The sequence below is a fragment of the Pseudonocardia terrae genome (assembly GCF_021343995.1).
Classification (GTDB): Bacteria; Actinomycetota; Actinomycetes; order Mycobacteriales; family Pseudonocardiaceae; genus Pseudonocardia; species Pseudonocardia terrae.
In genome coordinates, this window is the sequence record NZ_JAJTTE010000019.1 from 62,611 (window position 1) to 80,075 (window position 17,465).

Below are 17,465 nucleotides of genomic sequence, written 5' to 3' on the forward strand. Positions count from 1 at the left end.
GACACGCCACACTCAGCGGTACTCATTACCGACGTCGCGCCGACCGCCGTGGCCGGCCGGCGCGGAGCCGCACATATCCGAAGCGAAAGCCGTGATCTCGTCCGCCGGGCAGCGCCCGTCAAGCGCGCCCACCGGGCCTGCCGGACCAGGCCTGCAGATTGGTATATCAGTTCAGTGTCATGAGAGGGTAGGGTGCGGTCGAACGAGAGTCAAGGGAGGCGGCCGGACTCGTCGGGACACGCGGCTCTTGCGTCAGCCGGAGATCGCCGCCGGGGCGATCCGCCGCGCGCGGATCTCTGCCGCGACCCGCCCGGCCTCCGCCAACGCGCCGTGCGTTCCGGCCGTCTCCGACGTCCAGTCCCCGGCGAAGTGCAGGCCGCCGACCTCCTTGCGCAGCTCCGGCACCGCGGCCGCCCGCTGCGGGCTGAGCAACGCGAAGCAGTGCTCCCAGGTCTGAAGGTGCACACCGCGGATGCGTCCGCGCAGCCCCGGAGCCACGGCGAGGAAGTCCTCCAGCCACGCCGCGCGCAGGGCCGCGTCCTCGACGACGTCGGGACGGTGCCCGGCGCTGTTGCCGTAGCACATGTAGTGGACGATCTCCTCGCCCTCGGGATTGGCGCGGAAGTCCTGCGGGCCCGGGGCCGGGTTGATGATGCAGTCGAAAGCCGCGCCGACGGTCGTGACGAACGACCAGTCGCGGTGCTCCTCGACCCCCGTGACGTCGGCGGCCACGACCATCACCGTGCTGCCCGGGGTCTCGGCGACGGCCAGGGCGGTCCGCTTCCACTCCGGGAGGTCGGCGACGAGGGTGTCCACCCGCGGGGCGGGCACGGCCAGCACGACCTGCGGGGCCCGGAACTCCACCGGTCCGTCGGCCCCGGTCGCGGTGACGAGGTAGGTCTGCGACGCCTCGTCGAGGACGACCCGATCGACCACGGTGGACAGGCGCAGGCTGCCCTCGGGGAGGCGGGCGGCCATGCCGAGGGACAGCGCCTGCTGGCCCTCGAGCGCGAGGAGCCGGTTCTCCCGTTCCAGCGCCGGATAGCTGGCGAAGTAGCGCAGTGCGTACTGCGCGCTGAGGGTGTCGGTGCGCCCGACGGAGCCACCCTGCACCGCGGTCTCGAGGATGCGGCGGGCCCGCTCGGGCAGCGTCGCGAACCGCTGCGCGACGGTCTCGTCGGCCAGGCTCGCGCTGGAGGGCGACAGCGTCCCCCCGGCCGTGTTCTCCCGGTACTCCGCGACCGCGTCCTGCAGCGTCTCCAACAGCGCCGCACGCTCGTCGTCGGCGAGGCCGAGCCCGTCGACCAGGTCCTGCAGGTCGGGCGCGACCGAGGTGCGACCGGCCTCCGAGATCCCGTACGTGGTCGGGAGGAACGGCACCGTCGAGAGCCCCAGCTCCACGGCCAGCTCCTCACTGCGGGTGCCGCGGTAGAGGAACAGCGCCCCGGCGTTGGCCTTCCCCCCGGGGAGGTCGACGCTGAGTGTCCGGCCCCCCACCGTGGGCCCGGCCTCGAGGACCACCACGTCCAGGCCGGAGTGACGCAGCTCGTAGGCGGTCCCGACGCCGGCGGGTCCGCCGCCGACGACGATCACGTCGTGGTTCGACATGTCAGGTGCTCCTCCATGGTGATCGGTCGACGACGCGGCACCCTCGAGGACCGCGCGGGATGCCGAGCTCGGTGTCAGTCCGCCGCGGCTGCCTCTTCCAGACGCCGCAGCAGGGCCTCCTCGAGCTCCACCCGATCGGCCGGGGCCGTCCTCTCGAGTGCGGGCAACCGGACGTCGTGTTCTGCGCGCAGGGTGTCGAGGTGCCCGGCGAGACGTTCCGTGGAGCCGGCGAAGGTCGCAGGATCGACGGCGAGCACGAACACGCCGATGCCCGGCGAGCTGCTCCCCCTGTGGAAGGGAGCCGCATCCAGCGAGAACGACGCGCCCGAGAGGGTGGCGAGCACCTCCACCAGCAGGGCCACGTTCCCGCCGCGGTGGCCGCCGAAGGGCAGGAGGGTGCCGGCGAGGGCCGCGTCGGCGTCCCGGGTCGGCTCGCCGTCGCGATCGAGTGCCCACCCCAGCGGGATGAGCTCGCCCACCTCGGCCGCCCGCCGGACGTTGACGAAGGCCGTCGCCGAGGACGCCTGGTCGATGACGACCGGCGCCGCACCCGGACGTGGGAGGCCGTAGGCGAGCGGGTTGGTGCCGAGGACCGACCTCGGGGCGCCACCGACGGACATCAACGCGGGACTGTTCGCCGCGGCCACTGCGACGAGGTCCTGGCCGGCGAGATGGCGCACGTAGTAGCCGAGCTCCCCGCAGGTGAAGGAGTGGCGGATCCACAGCGCGGCGATCCCGGACTCGCGCGTGGCCTTGACCAGGTCGTCGACGGCGTCCGTGAAGGCGGTCTGCGCCAGGCCGGACCGGGCGTCGACGTCCAGGACGGCCGGCGCGACGCGTCGCACGACGGCGTGTGCGTCCTTTTCGATCCGTCCCTGCGCGTAGCCGTCGAGATAGTCGAAGAGATGCCCGACCCCGACGGCCCGGTTGCCGATGACCTCGGCCTCGGCGGTCGCCTCGGCCAGTACCCGGGCGTCTCGCGCGCCGGCGCCGGCGGCGAGGAGGGCCTTGCGACACAGCTCGACGAGCTCGTCGCGGTGGATCACGGCCATCGGGAATCGTCCTCTCGCGTCACGTCGGCGGCAGGTCGTGGTCGAGGCCGATGGCCTCGACGGGAGTCGCCTCGAAGAACTCGACGACCCTCCTGCGGAAGAGGTGCACGTGGCGCGCGGCGACGCGCTCCGCCTCGTCGATGTCCCGGACCCGCAGCGCGTCGATCATCGCGGTGTGGTCGGTGCACACCCGCTCGAGATGATCGTCGAGGTCGAGGGCGCCGCCGCGGTCTCCGCCGAAGCAGAGATAGGACAGGCGCTGGCCCAGGTTCTGCACGTTGTTCGCCAGCACGCGCAGGTGTTCGTTGCGGGCGTAGCGTGCCTCGGCCCGGTGGAGCTCGGCGTTCGTGGCGGCGATCTCGGCCGGATCGCCCGCCCGGACGGCGTCCTCGACGCCGGTGGTGAGCGCGACGAGATGGTCGATCTCGCTGTCGGTCGCCCGGGCCACGGCGAGTCGGGCCACGGATCTGGCCACGACGACGTGCGCCTCGAAGAGCTGGCTGATGTCGAACAGGTCGAGCGGCCGGACGGTGAACCCTCCGCGCTCGCCGGGGGTGACGAGTCCTTCGGCCCCGAGCCGGAACAGCGCCTCCCGGACCGGGGTGCGGCTCAGCGCCAGGTCCTTGGCCAGCGCGACGTCGTCGAGCCGTTGCCCCGGCTCGGCCTGCAGCGTGATGATCCGGCGTTTGATCTCCTGGAACGCCTGCTCCATCACCGAGCGATCACGCTTGGGCATGTGCCGATCCTTCCACGCCCGCGACCGGCGGTCGGGCTTCGCCGAAGCCGCCGCCGCCCGCGGTCCGGACCGACAGGGTGGTTCCGGCCTCGAGCCGGACGGAGCTCATCGCCGGCAACTCGGTGGTGCCGGAGTTCTGGTGCGTGACGGCGACGCGGGCGCCGACGGCGTCCTGGCCACCGTGCAACCCCCACGGCCGGGTGTCGACACGCGCGGTCGCCACGACCGCGGTCGCCGTCCCGTCGGTCAACGTGATCTCCCGGATGAGCCCGTCTCCCCCACGGCATCTGCCGGCGCCGCCGGTGCCACGGGCGATCGCGTAGCGGTCGACGCGCAGCGGGTACTCCCGCTCGATCACCTCGCACGGCGTGTTGCGGGTGTTGGTCATGTGCGTGTGCACCGCGCTGTCGCCGTCGGTGTGCGGGCCGGCGCCCTGCCCGCCCCCGTAGGTCTCCACGTAGGAGTAGTAGCGCCCGGTCCGCGGGTCCTGGCCGCCGACGGTCACGATGCTCATGCTGCCGCTCGACGCGGCCGGGACCCGGTCCGGGACGATCTGGGCGAAGGCACCGAGGAGGGCGTCGACGATGCGTTGCGCGGTCTGGGTGTTCCCGTTCGCCACCGGGGCCGGGAACTCCGCGGCGCACACCGAGCCCGGCCGGGTCAGCACCCGGACGGGACGCATGAGGCCGGCGTTGGACGGCAGCGTCGGATCGGTCAGGGCCTTGACGACGTAGCCCGCGCACGCCTCGGTCACCGCGTAGGAGCAGTTCACGGCGCCGGGTACCTGGTCGGCGCTGCCGGTCAGGTCGATCTCCACGGCGTCCCCCTGCTTGCGCACGGTGACGCTGATCGGGATCGACCGGGGCGCGACGCCGTCGTGCTCGAGGTGGTCGGTGAAGCTCGCGGTCCCGTCGGGCAGGGCGGCGAGGGCGGCCCGGGTGCGCCGCTCGGCGTAGCGCACCAGGGCCGCGCAGGAGCGTTCGAACAGCTCGGGGCCCCACTCGGCGACCATCTCGCCGATGCGGCGCTCGCCGAGCCGGTTCGCGGCGAGCTGGGCCATCAGGTCCCCGCGCGTCTTGTCCGCGGTGCGCACGTTGGCCATCAGGACGGCCATCAGATCCGCGCGCAGCTCGCCGCGGCACGCGAGCTTGACCGGCGGGATGCGCACGCCCTCCTGGAAGATCTCCGTCGCGTGGGTGGCCATCGAGCCCGGGACGATCCCACCGACGTCCACGTGGTGGGCCATGTTCGCCACCACCGCGACCAGCCGGCCGTCGACGAAGACGGGGGTCACCAGACAGGTGTCGGGAAGGTGGGAGCCGCCCAGATAGGGGTTGTTGCTGATCAGCACGTCGCCGGGCTCGAGCGAGCCCGTCCCGACCTCGGCCAGGACGTTGCGCACCATGGTCGGCATCAGCCCCAGGTGCAGCGGGATGTGCTCGGCCTGGGCGATCAGCTCGCCCGTCGGGGAGTAGACACCGGCCGAGCAGTCGCGGCGGTCCTTGATGTTCGGCGAGTAGGACGTGCGGATCAGCGCTGTGCCGACCTCCTCCGCGGTGGACTCGAAGCGGTGCCGGGCGATCTCCAGCTCCACCGGCCCGAGATCGTCGGTCAGGTGATCGGTGGTCACGGGCGCTCCTCATGAATGTGGAGGAATCCGAAGGTGTCGTGGTGGCACACCTGGCCCGGGGCGACCACGACGGTCGAGTCGAGCTGCTCGAACACCAGCGGGCCGGCCAGCTCGACGCCGGCGGGAACGTCGTCGCGGCGGTACAGCGGACAGTCGTGCCGTCGTGCGCCGAAGCGGACCGAGCGGGTCGCGACCGGCTCCGGCGGCGCACCCTCGGCCACCGTCCGTGGCAACTCGGCTGCGCCGGCGGCCTCGACGACCGCGCTCGCCCGCACGGCGACGATCTCCAGCACGGCGTCGGGATCGTCGAAGCCGTAGCGCTCCAGGTGCGCGTTGTCGAAGGTCTTGCGCAGGGCGGCGAAGTCCGGCTGCCAGGGCACGGTCAGGTCGTAGCTCTGTCCGAGATAGCGCGCATCGACGAGCCGGTCGGCGGTGACCAGGGCCGGATCGACGCGCTCGCGCTCTTCCAGGAACCGGATCGCGTCCGCCGTCAGCACGTCGAGTGTGCGCGCCACCGTGTCGAGCTCGGCCGCGCTGGTCGCGGTCGCCGCAGCCGCGAAGTCGTGCCGGATCGGGGCGTCGAGCATGCCGACGGCCGACGCGATCCCGGGGTGCGGCGGCACGACCGCACCCTTCATTCCCAGCTCGCGGATCAGATCGGTCGCGTGGAGCGGGCCGGCCCCGCCGAAGGCCATGAGCACGCAGTCGCGCGGGTCGATGCCGCGTTCGATGCTGACCTTGCGCACGCCCCGGGCCATGGTCGCGGTGATGACGCGCAGCACGCCGGCGGCGGTCTCGTCCTCGTCGAGCCCGAGCTCGCCGGCGAAGGCCGTCAGCCGTTCGCGCGCGCGGTCGAGGTCGAGCGCGAGCCGCCCGCCGAGCAGACTGGTCCCCAACCGGCCGAGCAGGGCATGGGCGTCGGTCACCGTGATCTGCGCACCGCCGAGTCCATAACAGACCGGGCCGGGTCGTGCGCCGGCGCTCTGCGGGCCCACCCGCAGGCTGCCGCCCGCGTCGCGCCACGCGATCGACCCGCCACCCGCGCCGATGGTGTGCACGTCCACCGCCGGCATCCGCAACGGATACCCCTCCAGCTCGCCGGAGGTCATCTCGCCGGGCACGCCGTTGCGGATGAGCGCGATGTCGGTACTCGTGCCCCCGATGTCGAAGCTCACCACCTGCGGCAGACCCAGCTGCGCCGCCCACCGCGCCGCCCCGATCACCCCGCCGACCAGGCCGGACAACACCGTCCGGACGCTGTGCTCGCGGGCGCTGCCGGCCCCGAGCAGACCGCCGTTGGACTGCATCACCCACAGCCGCGCCGGCATCGCCCGCTCGGCGAGGCGGGTCTCGAGTCGCTCGAGGTAGTCCGCGATCGCCGGCTGGACGTAACCGGAGATGACGGCGGTCGAGGTGCGCTCGTACTCGCGCATCTCCGGGGTGACCGACGTGGCGGCGAGCACCGACGGGGCCGCCCCGGCCCGACGCAGGTGCTCCACGACGAGCTGCTCGTGCGCCGGGTCGACGTAGGCGTTGAGCAACGAGACGACCACGACCTCCGGGGCGGCGCCCCGGATCCGCTCGGCGAGCCCGTCCAGCTCCGAGGCGGCAGGCGCGACGAGCACGGAACCGTCGGCCGCCAACCGCTCGGTGACCTCCCAGGTCAGCTCGTGCGGGACCAGCGGAGCGGGGCGCCGGACCGACAGGTCGTAGAGGGCGGGGCGGCTCTGGTGCCCGATGTGGAGCATGTCCGCGAACCCGGCCGTGGTGACGAGCCCGACCCGGGCACCGGTCCGGGTGAGCAGGGTGTTCGTAGCGACCGTGGTGCCGTGGACGAACCGCTCGACCGAGCCGAAGCCCGCCCCGGCCCGTTCCAGGGCCTCCTCGACCCCGCCGACCACCGCGTCGTCCGGCGCCCGCGGGCTCGAGGACACCTTCCAGACCTCGACCGAGCCGTCCGGCCGCCGGACCGCGACGTCGGTGAAGGTGCCGCCGGTGTCCACAGCGACCCGCACGCGCCCGGCACGATCCGCGTGCACCTCAGAGCCCGTCGGTCGCATGGCACTCCTCGGTTCATCTCGGCGTCGGAGATCCGCCCATCCGCTCGTGACGGCCGCGTCCGAGCGTTCGAATACCATTCGTCGACGACTGTAGACCCGGCGGCGGCGCCCGACAAGGTCCTGCCTCCTGCCCCGGGTCAGCGGACGCCGTCGGCGGACCGCTCCCCGTGGGCCACCGCCGGCACGGTTCCGCCCCCGAGCTGATGCTCGATACGGGCCGTGGCGCTGAGCAGCGACGCCTCGGTGATGGCCGCCGCGGCCACCGCATCGTGGTTGCGCGCCGCCTCGACCAGACGCGGTTGGAACGACCACAACGTCCCGTCGTTCTCGTCGACCGCCCGACGCGCGCCGACGATCTTGTACACCCGGCAGCGCTCCCACAGACCCCGGATCGCGTCGAGGAGGACGGCGTTGCCGCCCGCCGCGTAGAGCGTGGCCAGGAGGGCCTCGTCGGCATCGAGCGCAGCGACGACGTCGCCGGCCGCCGCTGCCTCCGCCATCGCCGCGCAGTGCGTCGCCATCAGCGCGACGTCCTCGTCGGTCACGTTCGGGGCGCCCAGTCGGGCGGCATCGACCTCGAGGACCCGACGCACGTAGTAGATGTCGCGCAGCTCGACCAGCGTCAGCCCACGCACCACCGCGCCCCGGTGCGGGACGCTCTCGGCGAGGCCCGCCTCCTCCAGGCGCCGGATCGCTTCCCGCACCGGCATCACGCTGGTACCGAGCTCTGCGGCGATGTCGCGGATCCGCAGCCGGTGCCCGGCCGGCATGCCGCCGTTCATGATCTGCTGGCGAATCGCCGTGAAGACCCTGTCCGTCAGCAGTGACGGACTCTCCAGCTTCGACATCGCCATGGCACCAATCTAAACGCCGTACCCGACGGAGCCCCCGCCGTCGGACCGGCCGCGAGGCCACGCCGGGGACTCCCCCGGGCTCCGGTCGCCAGGTCACCCGGTCCGTTGTGTGATCTGTGATTACATCCTAGGCTGGCAGCTCCGAGAGGGGCAGCGACGCCGCATCCACCCGGTCGGGACCGGCCTCGTCCCTGCTCTCCGTCCTCGATGCGCATCGACCCCGGCGCACGCGAAGGAGGAGGAAGACCATGATCAGGAAGCTCCTGCTCCTGGCCGCCGCGAACACGCGGCTCGAGAGGCTCGTGAGCCGCCATCCGCTGACGAGCGGGGTGGTCTCCCGCTTCGTGGCCGGCACCACCCTCGACAGCGCCGTCGGCGTGGCCCGGGCGCTCGACGACAAGGGCATCGACGTCAGTCTCGACCTGCTCGGCGAGACCGTCGGCGAGCTGCAGGAATCCGCGGTCGCGACGGCGGCCTACGTCGACGCGATCCATGCGATCGCCGACCGCGCTCCCGGTGCGACGGTGTCGGTGAAGCTGTCGCAGCTGGGGGTCGGCCTGGACCCGAGCGTCTGCGCAGGACACCTCAAGCAGCTCCTCGAGGTCGCCGAGGAGTGCGGGGTCACCGTCGAGGTGGACATGGAGCACAGCTCGGTCGGCCCTCGGACCCTGGAGATCTACCGGGCGTTCCTGCCGTCCTTCCCGCGGACCCGCGTGGCGCAGCAGGCCGCGATGCGGCGCTGCCCGGAGGACCTGAGCTCCTTCACCGACGTCAAGCCGCGCATCCGGCTGGTCAAGGGGGCGTTCCTCGAGCCGATCGAGAAGGCGCTGCAGGAGCGGGAGGAGATCACCGCCCAGTACCGGTACCTGGCGACGTGGGCCCTGACGAACCTGCCGGACCCGGCCTTCGGGACGCACGACGACGCCTGCATCGACCACGTCAGGGCCGAGGCCGACCGGCTCGGCATCGCTCCCCGCGACTTCGAGTTCCAGATGCTCTACGGCGTGCGCCGAGACCTCCAGGAGCGACTCGCCGCCGAGGGCTACCGGGTGCGGGTCTACGTGCCGTTCGGGAGCCAGTGGTACCCGTACCTGATGCGGCGGATGGCCGAGCGTCCCGCCAATCTCCTGCTCTTCCTGCGATCGGTGATCAGCGGCTGAGGCCGCCCGAACGGGTAGCGGTGCACCGGCCGATCGTCGCTCCAAGTATGCCGACACGTCCATGCCCTGTCCTGTTTGACTCCGCCGGGAACGAGGCGACGACGCTGGAGGCGCAGTGACATCGAGCGAGACGACGCGGACGGGCTACACGGTGCCCGGGCTGACCGGGCCGGTCGAGATCGTGGTCGACCGCTGGGGGGTCCCCCACATCTACGCGACGGACACCTACGACGCCTTCCGCGCGCAGGGCTTCAACGCCGCCCGCGACCGCCTGTGGCAGATCGACTTCTGGCGGCGCCGCGGCCTGGGCAGGCTCTCGGAGGTCTTCGGGGCCGAGCACGTCGAACGGGACCGTGCCGCCCGGCTGTTCCTCTACCGCGGCGACATGCGCCAGGAGTGGCTGGCCTACGGCTCGGACACCAAGCGGGCGGCCACGGCCTTCGTCGAAGGGATCAACGCCTTCGTCGAGCTCACCCGGCAGGACCCCACGCTGCTGCCGGTCGAGTTCCGGGAGCTGGGGTACGAGCCCGCCCTGTGGGAGCCGGCCGACGTGGCCCGCATCCGCAGCCACGGCCTGTTCTACAACGTGCGAGACGAGGTCGCCCGGGCCCGCACCCTGCGCGACCTCCCCCGCGAGGTCGAGGAGCTGAGGCGGCGTCGCGAGCCCGCCCGTGACCTCACCGTCCCCGAAGGACTCGACCTCGATCTCATCCCCGACGACGTCCTGGCCGTCTACGACCTCGCGACCTCGGCTCCGACGTTCGGGCCGCCCACCCCGCTGGACGCCCAGGGCGACGTGCTCCCCGAGGGGAGCAACAACTGGGTGCTCGGCGGGTCGCGGACCCGGTCCGGTCGCCCGCTGCTGGCCAACGACCCGCACCGGGCCGCCGCGGCCCTGCCGGGGCTGCGCTACATCGCGCACCTGTCGGCGCCGGGTTTCGACGTCATCGGCGGCGGCGAGCCCGCCCTGCCGGGCATCTCCATCGGGCACAACGGACGCATCGCGTTCGGCCTGACGATCTTCGCGATCGACCAGGAGGACCTCTACGTCTACGAGACCGACCCCGAGGACCCGCTGTCCTACCGCTACCAGGACCGCTGGGTGCCGATGCGGCGACTCACCGAGACCGTCGAGGTGCGCGACGGGGAGCCCGTCGAGGTCGAACTGCTCTTCACCCGCCACGGCCCGGTCGTCCACCGCGACCCGTCGCGCCACACCGCGTTCGCCGTGCGCGCGGCCTGGTTACAGCCCGGCATGGCGCCCTACCTCGGGAGCATGGACTACATGCGGGCGCAGGACTACGACGAGTTCCTCGCCGCCATGAACCGGTGGGGCGCCCCGCCGGAGAACCAGGTGTTCGCCGACACGGAGGGCACCATCGCCTGGAAGACCGGGGGCCTCACGCCGATCCGCCCGAACTGGGACGGGACGCTGCCCGTGCCGGGCGATGGCCGGTACGAATGGGCGGGCTTCTACGATGCCGACCAGCTCCCCGGCGCGGTGAACCCGGCCCAGGGGTTCCTCGCGACGGCCAACGAGTGCAACCTGCCCGAGGACTTTCCGTCGGACCGGCACATCACCTACGACTGGTACGCGCCCTCTCGGCGACACCGGCTCGACGAGGTGCTGGCGCAGGTCACCGACGCCACCCCGGAGAGCATGGTGGCGCTGCAGGGCGACTACCTCAGCGTACCGGCGCGCCGGATCCTCACCCGTCTGCGGAATCTGGACGTGCCCGAGGGCACCGACGGGCTCGACCTGCTGCGCGGCTGGGACGGAACCCTCGCGGCCGACTCGGCCGCGGCGGCAATCTTCGAGGTGTGGTATCGACGCCACCTCCGGCCCGCCCTGCTGACCCGGGCCCTGGAGGAGCACGTGGGCGCGGCGGACGCGGCCGCCACCGCGACCCGGATCTCCCCTGCCGAGGACCTGCTGGCCGACTCCCGGGTCGATCTCGAGCTCGTCGAAGACCCGGCTACCCGCCTCGGCCCCAACCCGGAGAAGTTCCTGGCCGAGACCGTCGCCTGGACCCTCCCGGCCGCGGTCGCCGAGGTCGCCGAGCTGCTCGGCCCCGACCGCGGGGGCTGGAGCTGGGGCAGTCTGCACGTGGCCTGCGCCCGGCACCCACTGGCGGCGCTGCTGACCGGGGTGCCGGAGGAGCAGCTCGTCGCCGGGCCGGCACCGCGGGGCGGGAGCGGCGACACGGTCGGCAACACGGCCTACGGGCCGAACTTCGTCCAGAGCGGCGGCGCGACCTTCCGGCTCGTCGTCGATGTCGGCGAGTGGGACTCGTCGCTGGCCATGAACGCCCCGGGCCAGTCCGGACGACTCGGCGACCCGCACGTCACCGACCTGTTCGGGCCGTGGAGCCGCGACGAGGCGTTCCCCCTGCTCTACACCCGCGAGCGCATCGAGCAGGCCGCCGACCAGGTCATCGAGCTGCGTCCCGCGCCCTGACCGTCACGACCACACGCCAGCACCTGATCGCGAAGGAGAGACCCATGGGTCACCTGCAACTGCCCCCGGGCAAGAAGATCGCCGTCAACCTCGGCACCGACTTCGACGCCCAGTCCCTGTGGCTGGGCGGGTTCAACCGCCCCACCCAGTCGTTCATGTCCCGCGGCCAGTTCGGCGCCGAGGTCGGTGTCCCGCGCCTGCTGGAGCTCTACTCCCGCTTCGACATCACGACGACCTGGTTCACCCCGGGGCACTCGGTGGACACGTTCCCCGAGCAGTGCCGCAAGGTCGTCGAGGCCGGTCACGAGATCGGCCACCACGGCTACTACCACGAGATCCCGCCGGGGATCGAGCGGGACACCGAGCGCCGGCTCGTCGACCTCGCCTTCGCCACCTACAAGAACGTGCTCGGGCTCCGGCCGACCGGCTACCGCTCGCCGTACTGGGACTACAGCGAGCCCGACTCCTCGACATCATCGAGGAGTCGGGCTTTCTCTACGACACGAGCCTGATGGCCCGCGACCTGGTCCCGTACCACCCGCAGCGCTGGCAGATCAACTGGGAGAAGGCCAACGTCGCCGGCACCGCGAGCTCGGTCATCGAGATCCCGGTCAACTGGTACCTCGACGACTTCCCCCCGCTGGCCTACACCGGCGTCTCCACCGGGATGCAGGACACCGAGACGATCTTCCGGCGGTGGCGCGACATCTTCGACTACGCCTACCAGCGCGTCGAGAACCCCGTCTTCGCGTCCTGCGTGCACCCGCAGATCATCGGCCAGGCACACAACATGCTCTGGTACGAGAGGCTCGTCGAGCACATCGTCGGCCACGACGGCGTCTGGTTCGCCACCTGCGAGGAGATCGCCAAGGCCTGGGTCGACGACGACGAGGACAAGCGCCTCATGTCCCTGCCGGACGCGCGCGGAGTGGAGCCCGCCCCCGGCCGACTCGAGCTGGGCGCGGGGCTGATCCGGAACCCTCCCGAACCGGAGCGGGGCGCGGCGACGGGCCGCGCCCCGCTCACTCGTCGTCGATGAGGTGGAGGTCCATCGCCAACCGGACGAGCTCGGTGCGCCGGCTCAGTCCGTGCCGGCGCAGCATGGCAGTGACGTGGAACTTCACGGTGTGCGGGCTGATGCTCACCTGCTCGCCGATGCGGTGGTTGTCCAGCCCCCGGGCGATGAGCCGGACGATCTCCAGCTCGCGGTCGTTGAACGCCGGCGGCCGGGCTCCCCCCGCCGCGCGGCGCAGCAGGCCGCTGGCCAGGCGCGGATCGAAGTAGCTCCCGGTCGAGGCCAGCTCGCGGATGATGTCCGGCAGCCGCGACGTCGTGGTCTCCTTGAGGACGTAGCCGGCCGCGCCCGCCCGGATCGCCAGCTCGAGGAGCTCGGGGTTGCCGTACCCGGAGAAGACGGCGATCGTCAGCTCGGGGAAGGCCGCGGACAGTGCGGCGCAGGTGTCGAGGCTGTTCCCGCCGGCGAGCCGCATGTCCAGCAGCAGGACGTCCGGGGCGGTGGCGGCGATCAGCGCCTCGGCCTCCCCCGCCGTCGTGACCGCCCCGGCGAACTCCAGGTCCTCTTCGCGGTCGGCCATGGCGCGGAGGCCGTCGAGCACGATCTCGTGGTCGTCGACGACGCAGAACCGGATCATCGACTTCCGCTCGTGGGCACCGCGACCCGCACGACGTGGCCGCCGCCCGAATCAGCGAACTGCTCCAGGCGACCCAGGACCCGGCCGGCTGCCCGCTGCATGGCCATCATGCCCAGGTGGGCCCGGGTGTCGTCGGGCGGATTCGAGGCGGCCCCGGCACCGCTCCCGTCGTCGACGACGGAGAGGACCCACTCGTCGGACGTCACCTCCAGGGTCACCTCCGCACGCCCGCCCGCATGGACGTCGACGTTGACCAGTGCCTCCTGGCCGATGCGCACCAACGACTCGGCCACAGGGTCCGGTACCAGGCCGTCCGGGCCGCGCACCGCGAAGCGGTGCCCGGCCCCCGGCCGTACGGACGCCTCCGCGATCTCCTCGAGGACCGCCGACGCCGAGCGCCCCGACGTGCCCTGCACGAGAAGGTCGAGCTGCCCGCGCAGTGCCTCCATGCACCGCTCGGCCGCCGCCGCGATCGAGTCCAGGTCCGCCCGCACGTCCGGGGCGCCGTGATCGGCCGCGCGGGCGCGCTCCGCGGCGAAACCGATCTCCAGCAGACCCCGCACGGCGGTGTCGTGCAGGTCGTAGGCCAGTCGTTCCTGCTCCTGGCGGCGCAGGACGTCACGGCGGTAGGCCTCGGTCGCCTGCCGCTTCAGCCCCAGCGTGGCGTACTCGGCGACCTCGCCGAGGAGCTCCTCGTCGGTCTCGCTGAACGGCCGCAGGGACCGGTCCCCCACGTACAGCACCGCCTGGACCTGGTCATCGACGACTATGGGGGTCGCCATCGCGGACACGATGCCCTCCTGGGCCGTCTCGGCCACGGGAGCGGCGAACAACCGTGGGTCACGGCCGTAGTCCACCGAGCGGACCGGGCGCCGTAGGGAGCGGGCGAGGCCGCCGAGCCCCTGTCCCTCGCGGATCCGCAGGTGGCGGAAGTCCGACGTCCGGATCCCGAGCATCTGGTCGAAGGTGAACGTGTCCGCGTCCGTCGTCGGCAGGGACAAGTAGGCGACCTCGGAGTCGAACAGCCACTTGGCCGACAGGATGAGGGTCGTGAGCGCCTCACCGACGTCGGCGCAGTCCACCGCGGCCACCGCGATGTCCTTCATGACGCGCTGGAGCCCCCTGTTGATCTCTCCCGCTCCGCTCCTGCGTCCTGACGACATGCTCCGGCGTACATCCTGACGGAGCCTGCGGACCAGGTCGGCGGCCGGCGCCGGGAGGCCGGGCCGCACCTCCGTGTGCCCGACGACCACCATTCCGTCGCCGAACGGGTCCCGCCACGGCACCACCATGGCGGAGGCCAGCCGGAGCCGGTAGCTGCGCACCGCCGACGCGAACCGGATGTCGCTGAGCACCGCAGCACGCCGAGGGGTCGACAGATTCGCGTGGAAGGCCTCGTTGGGCAGCGGGGGTTCGGGCAGGTCGGGGGTGTCGGCGGCCAGCACGAGCAGGTGCCCCTCATGCCGCCTCGGCCGGTAGGCGACCAGCCCGACCGAGGCCCCCAGCAGGTGCCGGATCTCCGAGAGCACGGGCCGCAGGGCATCGTGGATCGTGTGCGATCGGGCGGCGTCCAGGAGGTACTCGGTGCGGACGCCCACCGGCTCGTGCACGACGCCTCCCTCCAGCTCCTCCCAGCACTCCGTAGTAAAGCCTCACGCCGGCGGATCGGAAACCGGGCCGAGCCGACTTCGCCGCCGAGGGCAGCGCGCCGCTACCCGTACGGGCAGTGCCCGGCTCCGCGCCGCCCTCCGTTGGGGACGTGGCGGAGTCAGGTGACTGCGGCGAGCACCAGGTCACAGACCGCTGCCAACCGCTCCTCCACACCGGACAGCTCCCACTCCGGCGCGTGCACAGGGTGATGGAACGCCGCCGTCGCGTCGAACACCGCGCGGGCGGTGGCCTCCGGATCGGGGACGCCGATGTCCTGGCCGCCGAGCACCCGGTCGCCGCGGCGGACCACGTCGCGCCTCTCATCGCGGCCACCGGCCGTCCGGGTGAGCGGGGTCCGGGCGGCCGATGGTTGACTCGGGGCGCTGCGACGACGCACGGTCCGCCCCGGACGGAGGGACACACGGTGAGCTTCGAGGACTACCACCAGCTGAGCTTCGCGCGCCGCGACAACGGCGTCCTGCTGATCACCCTCGACCGCCCGGACAAGTACAACGCCGCGGACGAGGAGATGCACGGCGAGCTGGCCCGGGTGTGGAACGACGTCGACGCCGACCCCGAGGTCCGGGTCGCGGTGATCACCGGGGCCGGCAAGGCCTTCTCCGCCGGTGGCGACCTGGCGATGGTCGAGCGGATGGCGGGCGACTACGACCGCGTCTCGCACATGCTCAAGGAGATGAGCGAGCTCGTCTACAACATCATCAACTGCGAGAAGCCGATCGTCTCGGCCATCAACGGCGTCGCGGTCGGTGCCGGAACCGTCGCCGCCCTCCTCGCCGACGTGGCCATCGCCGCGGAGGACGCGAGGATCGGGGACGGGCACGTCAAGCTCGGCGTCGCCGCCGGCGACCACGCGGCGATCATCTGGCCGCTGCTGGCGGGCATGGCCAAGGCCCGCTACTACCTGCTCACCGGCGAGATGGTGACCGGCGTGGAGGCCGAGCGGCTGGGCATGGTGGCCAAGGCCCTCCCCCGCGAGCAGGTGCTCGACGAGGCCCTCCGGGTCGCCGACGTCCTCGCCACCGGCGCCCAGCCCGCCATCCGGCTGACCAAGAAGTCGCTGAACAACTGGCTGCGGTCCGCCGGCCCGACCTTCGACCAGTCGGCCGCCTACGAGATGCTCACCTTCCTCGGGCCCGACGTGGTCGAGGGCTACACGGCGCTGCGGGAGAAGCGTGCGCCGAACTTCCCCTCCACCCGGACCTGACCGTCCTCCGTCGACACCATCGCGGCCCTCCGGATCCCGCCCCGAGCAGGCGCCGGCCGCGATCGGGTTCGGCGGTCCTCGTCCTCCCGGGCGCAGCCGAGCCTCGGCCTCGCGGCGCACCCGGAACGGTGCGGGATCACAGAAGCCCCGTGACGCCGTCGAGGAACGTCGTGGCCACGGCCACCGGATCGGACAGGCAGCCGGCCGCCATCACGCCGTCGCGCAGCATGGCGAAGTGCCGAACGGCCGGCTCGGCAAGGCCGCCCCCGACCTGTGCCGAGGAGACCCGCCTCACGCGTTCGCGGCGGACACCGTGGTGAGCTCCTCGGAGGTCTCCCAGACGCGCTTCGCCTCGTCCTTGTCACGCAGCGGGCCGTAGAGCTTCTGTTCCGCGGGCGGACCGCCGAGATGCCCGGGCCCGCCCGGGCCGTAGAGCCGGCCGCGCTCGGCGTCGGGCGAGGTGGCTGCGTAGAGGGCGGGCAGGGCGGCGCTGTCCGCAGTCCCGAGGAGGATGCCGCGGGCGGAGAGGGCACCGATGAGCCTGCGTCCCGTGGTCTCGCGGGCGCGCCCGACCTCGGGCCGCGCGGCGAGCAGGTTCGTCGGTGCGACGCCGGGGTGCGCGAGGTTACTGGTGATGCCCCAGCCGAGAGCCCGGCTGCGCCGGTCGAGCTCGAGCCCGAAGAGACCGAAGGCGATCTTCGACTGGCTGTAGGCGCGCCGCCCGTCGTAGGTGCGTTCCCAGTTCAGGTCCTGCCAGTTGATCGCGCCCCGGGCGGCCGCCACGCTGACCTGGGACGTCACGCGTGCACTGCCCGCGCGGAGCAGCGGCAGCAGGTGGGCGACGAGGGCGAAGTGCCCGAGGTGGTTGGTGCCGAACTGCAACTCGAACCCGTCGGCCGTGGTGCGCCGGTCGGGTGGCGTCATGACACCGGCGTTGTTGATCAGGATGTGGATCGGCCGGTCCTCGCCACGCAGGATCTTCCCGAGGGCCGCGACGGAGCCGAGCGAGGACAGGTCCAGTTCCCGAAGGGACACGTGCGCGCCGGGGGCCTGCGCGCGAATCCTCGCCAGCGCCGCCTCGCCCTTGCGGGGGTTGCGGACAGGCAGGATCAACTCGGCTCCGGCCGCGGCGAGCCGCGTCGCCAGGCCGAGACCGACTCCGTCGCTGCCCCCGGTGACGACGGCACGCTTGCCGGTGAGGTCGGGGACGGCGATGTCGGGGCGGCGACGGGACATGGCTTCGGCTCCTTCGGTCTCGTGCGTCCGATGTGGGCGATCGCAGCGTGTGCTGCTGTGTCCAGATGACCTCCAGGTTCGGACGTCACGAGGGTGATATCCACGGCCTGCCGATCCGTGGCTCGCGGGGCCGCCCTTCGGCCG

Annotated in this window: 16 protein-coding genes; 5 read left to right on the plus strand and 11 right to left on the minus strand. The window is 72.4% G+C overall.

The features are described 5' to 3' along the window. Positions 1-252 precede the first annotated feature (252 nt). From LWC33_RS14905 to LWC33_RS14930, 6 genes are all read right to left on the minus strand, one after another. The gene (locus LWC33_RS14905) at positions 253-1,608 is read right to left on the minus strand and encodes a flavin monoamine oxidase family protein (RefSeq protein ID WP_233304977.1); all 1,356 of its coding nucleotides are present in this window, start codon (positions 1,606-1,608) and stop codon (positions 253-255) included. 74 nt (positions 1,609-1,682) lie between these two features. Beyond that, positions 1,683-2,660: an Ldh family oxidoreductase gene (locus tag LWC33_RS14910; protein WP_233304978.1), complete on the minus strand. Its 978-nt coding sequence runs from the start codon at positions 2,658-2,660 to the stop codon at positions 1,683-1,685. Positions 2,661-2,679: 19 nt separating this feature from the next. Beyond that, positions 2,680-3,396 (minus strand): GntR family transcriptional regulator, encoded by a 717-nt coding sequence (locus LWC33_RS14915; protein WP_233304979.1) that lies wholly within the window; start codon positions 3,394-3,396, stop codon positions 2,680-2,682. After that, positions 3,383-5,026 carry a hydantoinase B/oxoprolinase family protein gene (locus LWC33_RS14920; RefSeq protein WP_233304980.1) on the minus strand — a complete coding sequence of 548 codons (1,644 nt, stop codon included), beginning with the start codon at positions 5,024-5,026 and terminating at the stop codon, positions 3,383-3,385. Before LWC33_RS14920 ends, LWC33_RS14915 begins: the two co-directional genes overlap by 14 nt. Further along, a complete protein-coding gene (locus LWC33_RS14925) occupies positions 5,023-7,041 on the minus strand; it encodes a hydantoinase/oxoprolinase family protein (RefSeq protein WP_233304981.1) in 2,019 nt (672 codons plus the stop codon). Before LWC33_RS14925 ends, LWC33_RS14920 begins: the two co-directional genes overlap by 4 nt. Before the next feature lie 182 nt (positions 7,042-7,223). Next, complete coding sequence (locus tag LWC33_RS14930; protein ID WP_233304982.1) at positions 7,224-7,940, minus strand: GntR family transcriptional regulator; 717 nt, start codon at positions 7,938-7,940, stop codon at positions 7,224-7,226. Between the two features lie 248 nt (positions 7,941-8,188). On the opposite strand from LWC33_RS14930, the gene LWC33_RS14935 reads away from it, so the two are divergent. The 4 genes from LWC33_RS14935 to LWC33_RS14950 all read left to right on the plus strand — a co-directional run bounded on the left by LWC33_RS14935 (position 8,189) and on the right by LWC33_RS14950 (position 12,597). Continuing rightward, complete coding sequence (locus LWC33_RS14935; protein WP_233304983.1) at positions 8,189-9,100, plus strand: proline dehydrogenase family protein; 912 nt, start codon at positions 8,189-8,191, stop codon at positions 9,098-9,100. A gap of 115 nt (positions 9,101-9,215) precedes the next feature. Further along, positions 9,216-11,558, plus strand: a complete 2,343-nt coding sequence (locus tag LWC33_RS14940) for a penicillin acylase family protein (protein ID WP_233304984.1) — start codon at positions 9,216-9,218, stop codon at positions 11,556-11,558. Between the two features lie 44 nt (positions 11,559-11,602). Then, positions 11,603-12,070 carry a polysaccharide deacetylase family protein gene (locus tag LWC33_RS14945; RefSeq protein ID WP_233304985.1) on the plus strand — a complete coding sequence of 156 codons (468 nt, stop codon included), beginning with the start codon at positions 11,603-11,605 and terminating at the stop codon, positions 12,068-12,070. Next, positions 12,070-12,597, plus strand: coding sequence for a polysaccharide deacetylase family protein (locus LWC33_RS14950; protein ID WP_233304986.1), 528 nt, complete (start codon positions 12,070-12,072; stop codon positions 12,595-12,597). The genes LWC33_RS14945 and LWC33_RS14950 overlap by 1 nt, the downstream gene beginning before the upstream one ends. Here the strand turns inward: LWC33_RS14950 and LWC33_RS14955 are convergent. The 3 genes from LWC33_RS14955 to LWC33_RS36020 all read right to left on the minus strand — a co-directional run bounded on the left by LWC33_RS14955 (position 12,581) and on the right by LWC33_RS36020 (position 15,170). Further along, on the minus strand, positions 12,581-13,210 hold the full coding sequence (locus LWC33_RS14955) for a response regulator (protein WP_233304987.1): 630 nt from the start codon (positions 13,208-13,210) through the stop codon (positions 12,581-12,583). The genes LWC33_RS14950 and LWC33_RS14955 overlap by 17 nt on opposite strands. Continuing rightward, complete coding sequence (locus LWC33_RS14960) at positions 13,207-14,820, minus strand: GAF domain-containing sensor histidine kinase (RefSeq protein WP_233304988.1); 1,614 nt, start codon at positions 14,818-14,820, stop codon at positions 13,207-13,209. Before LWC33_RS14960 ends, LWC33_RS14955 begins: the two co-directional genes overlap by 4 nt. 158 nt (positions 14,821-14,978) lie before the next feature. After that, on the minus strand, positions 14,979-15,170 hold the full coding sequence (locus tag LWC33_RS36020; protein WP_233304989.1) for a hypothetical protein: 192 nt from the start codon (positions 15,168-15,170) through the stop codon (positions 14,979-14,981). Between the two features lie 114 nt (positions 15,171-15,284). Here LWC33_RS36020 and LWC33_RS14970 point away from each other — a divergent pair, with 114 nt between their 5' ends. Beyond that, the gene (locus LWC33_RS14970) at positions 15,285-16,085 is read left to right on the plus strand and encodes an enoyl-CoA hydratase/isomerase family protein (protein WP_233304990.1); all 801 of its coding nucleotides are present in this window, start codon (positions 15,285-15,287) and stop codon (positions 16,083-16,085) included. Between the two features lie 136 nt (positions 16,086-16,221). On the opposite strand, the gene LWC33_RS14975 is transcribed toward LWC33_RS14970, so the two are convergent. After that, positions 16,222-16,380 (minus strand): hypothetical protein, encoded by a 159-nt coding sequence (locus tag LWC33_RS14975; RefSeq protein ID WP_308190947.1) that lies wholly within the window; start codon positions 16,378-16,380, stop codon positions 16,222-16,224. After that, the gene (locus tag LWC33_RS14980; protein ID WP_233304991.1) at positions 16,377-17,321 is read right to left on the minus strand and encodes an SDR family oxidoreductase; all 945 of its coding nucleotides are present in this window, start codon (positions 17,319-17,321) and stop codon (positions 16,377-16,379) included. Before LWC33_RS14980 ends, LWC33_RS14975 begins: the two co-directional genes overlap by 4 nt. Between the last annotated feature and the right edge of the window lie 144 nt (positions 17,322-17,465).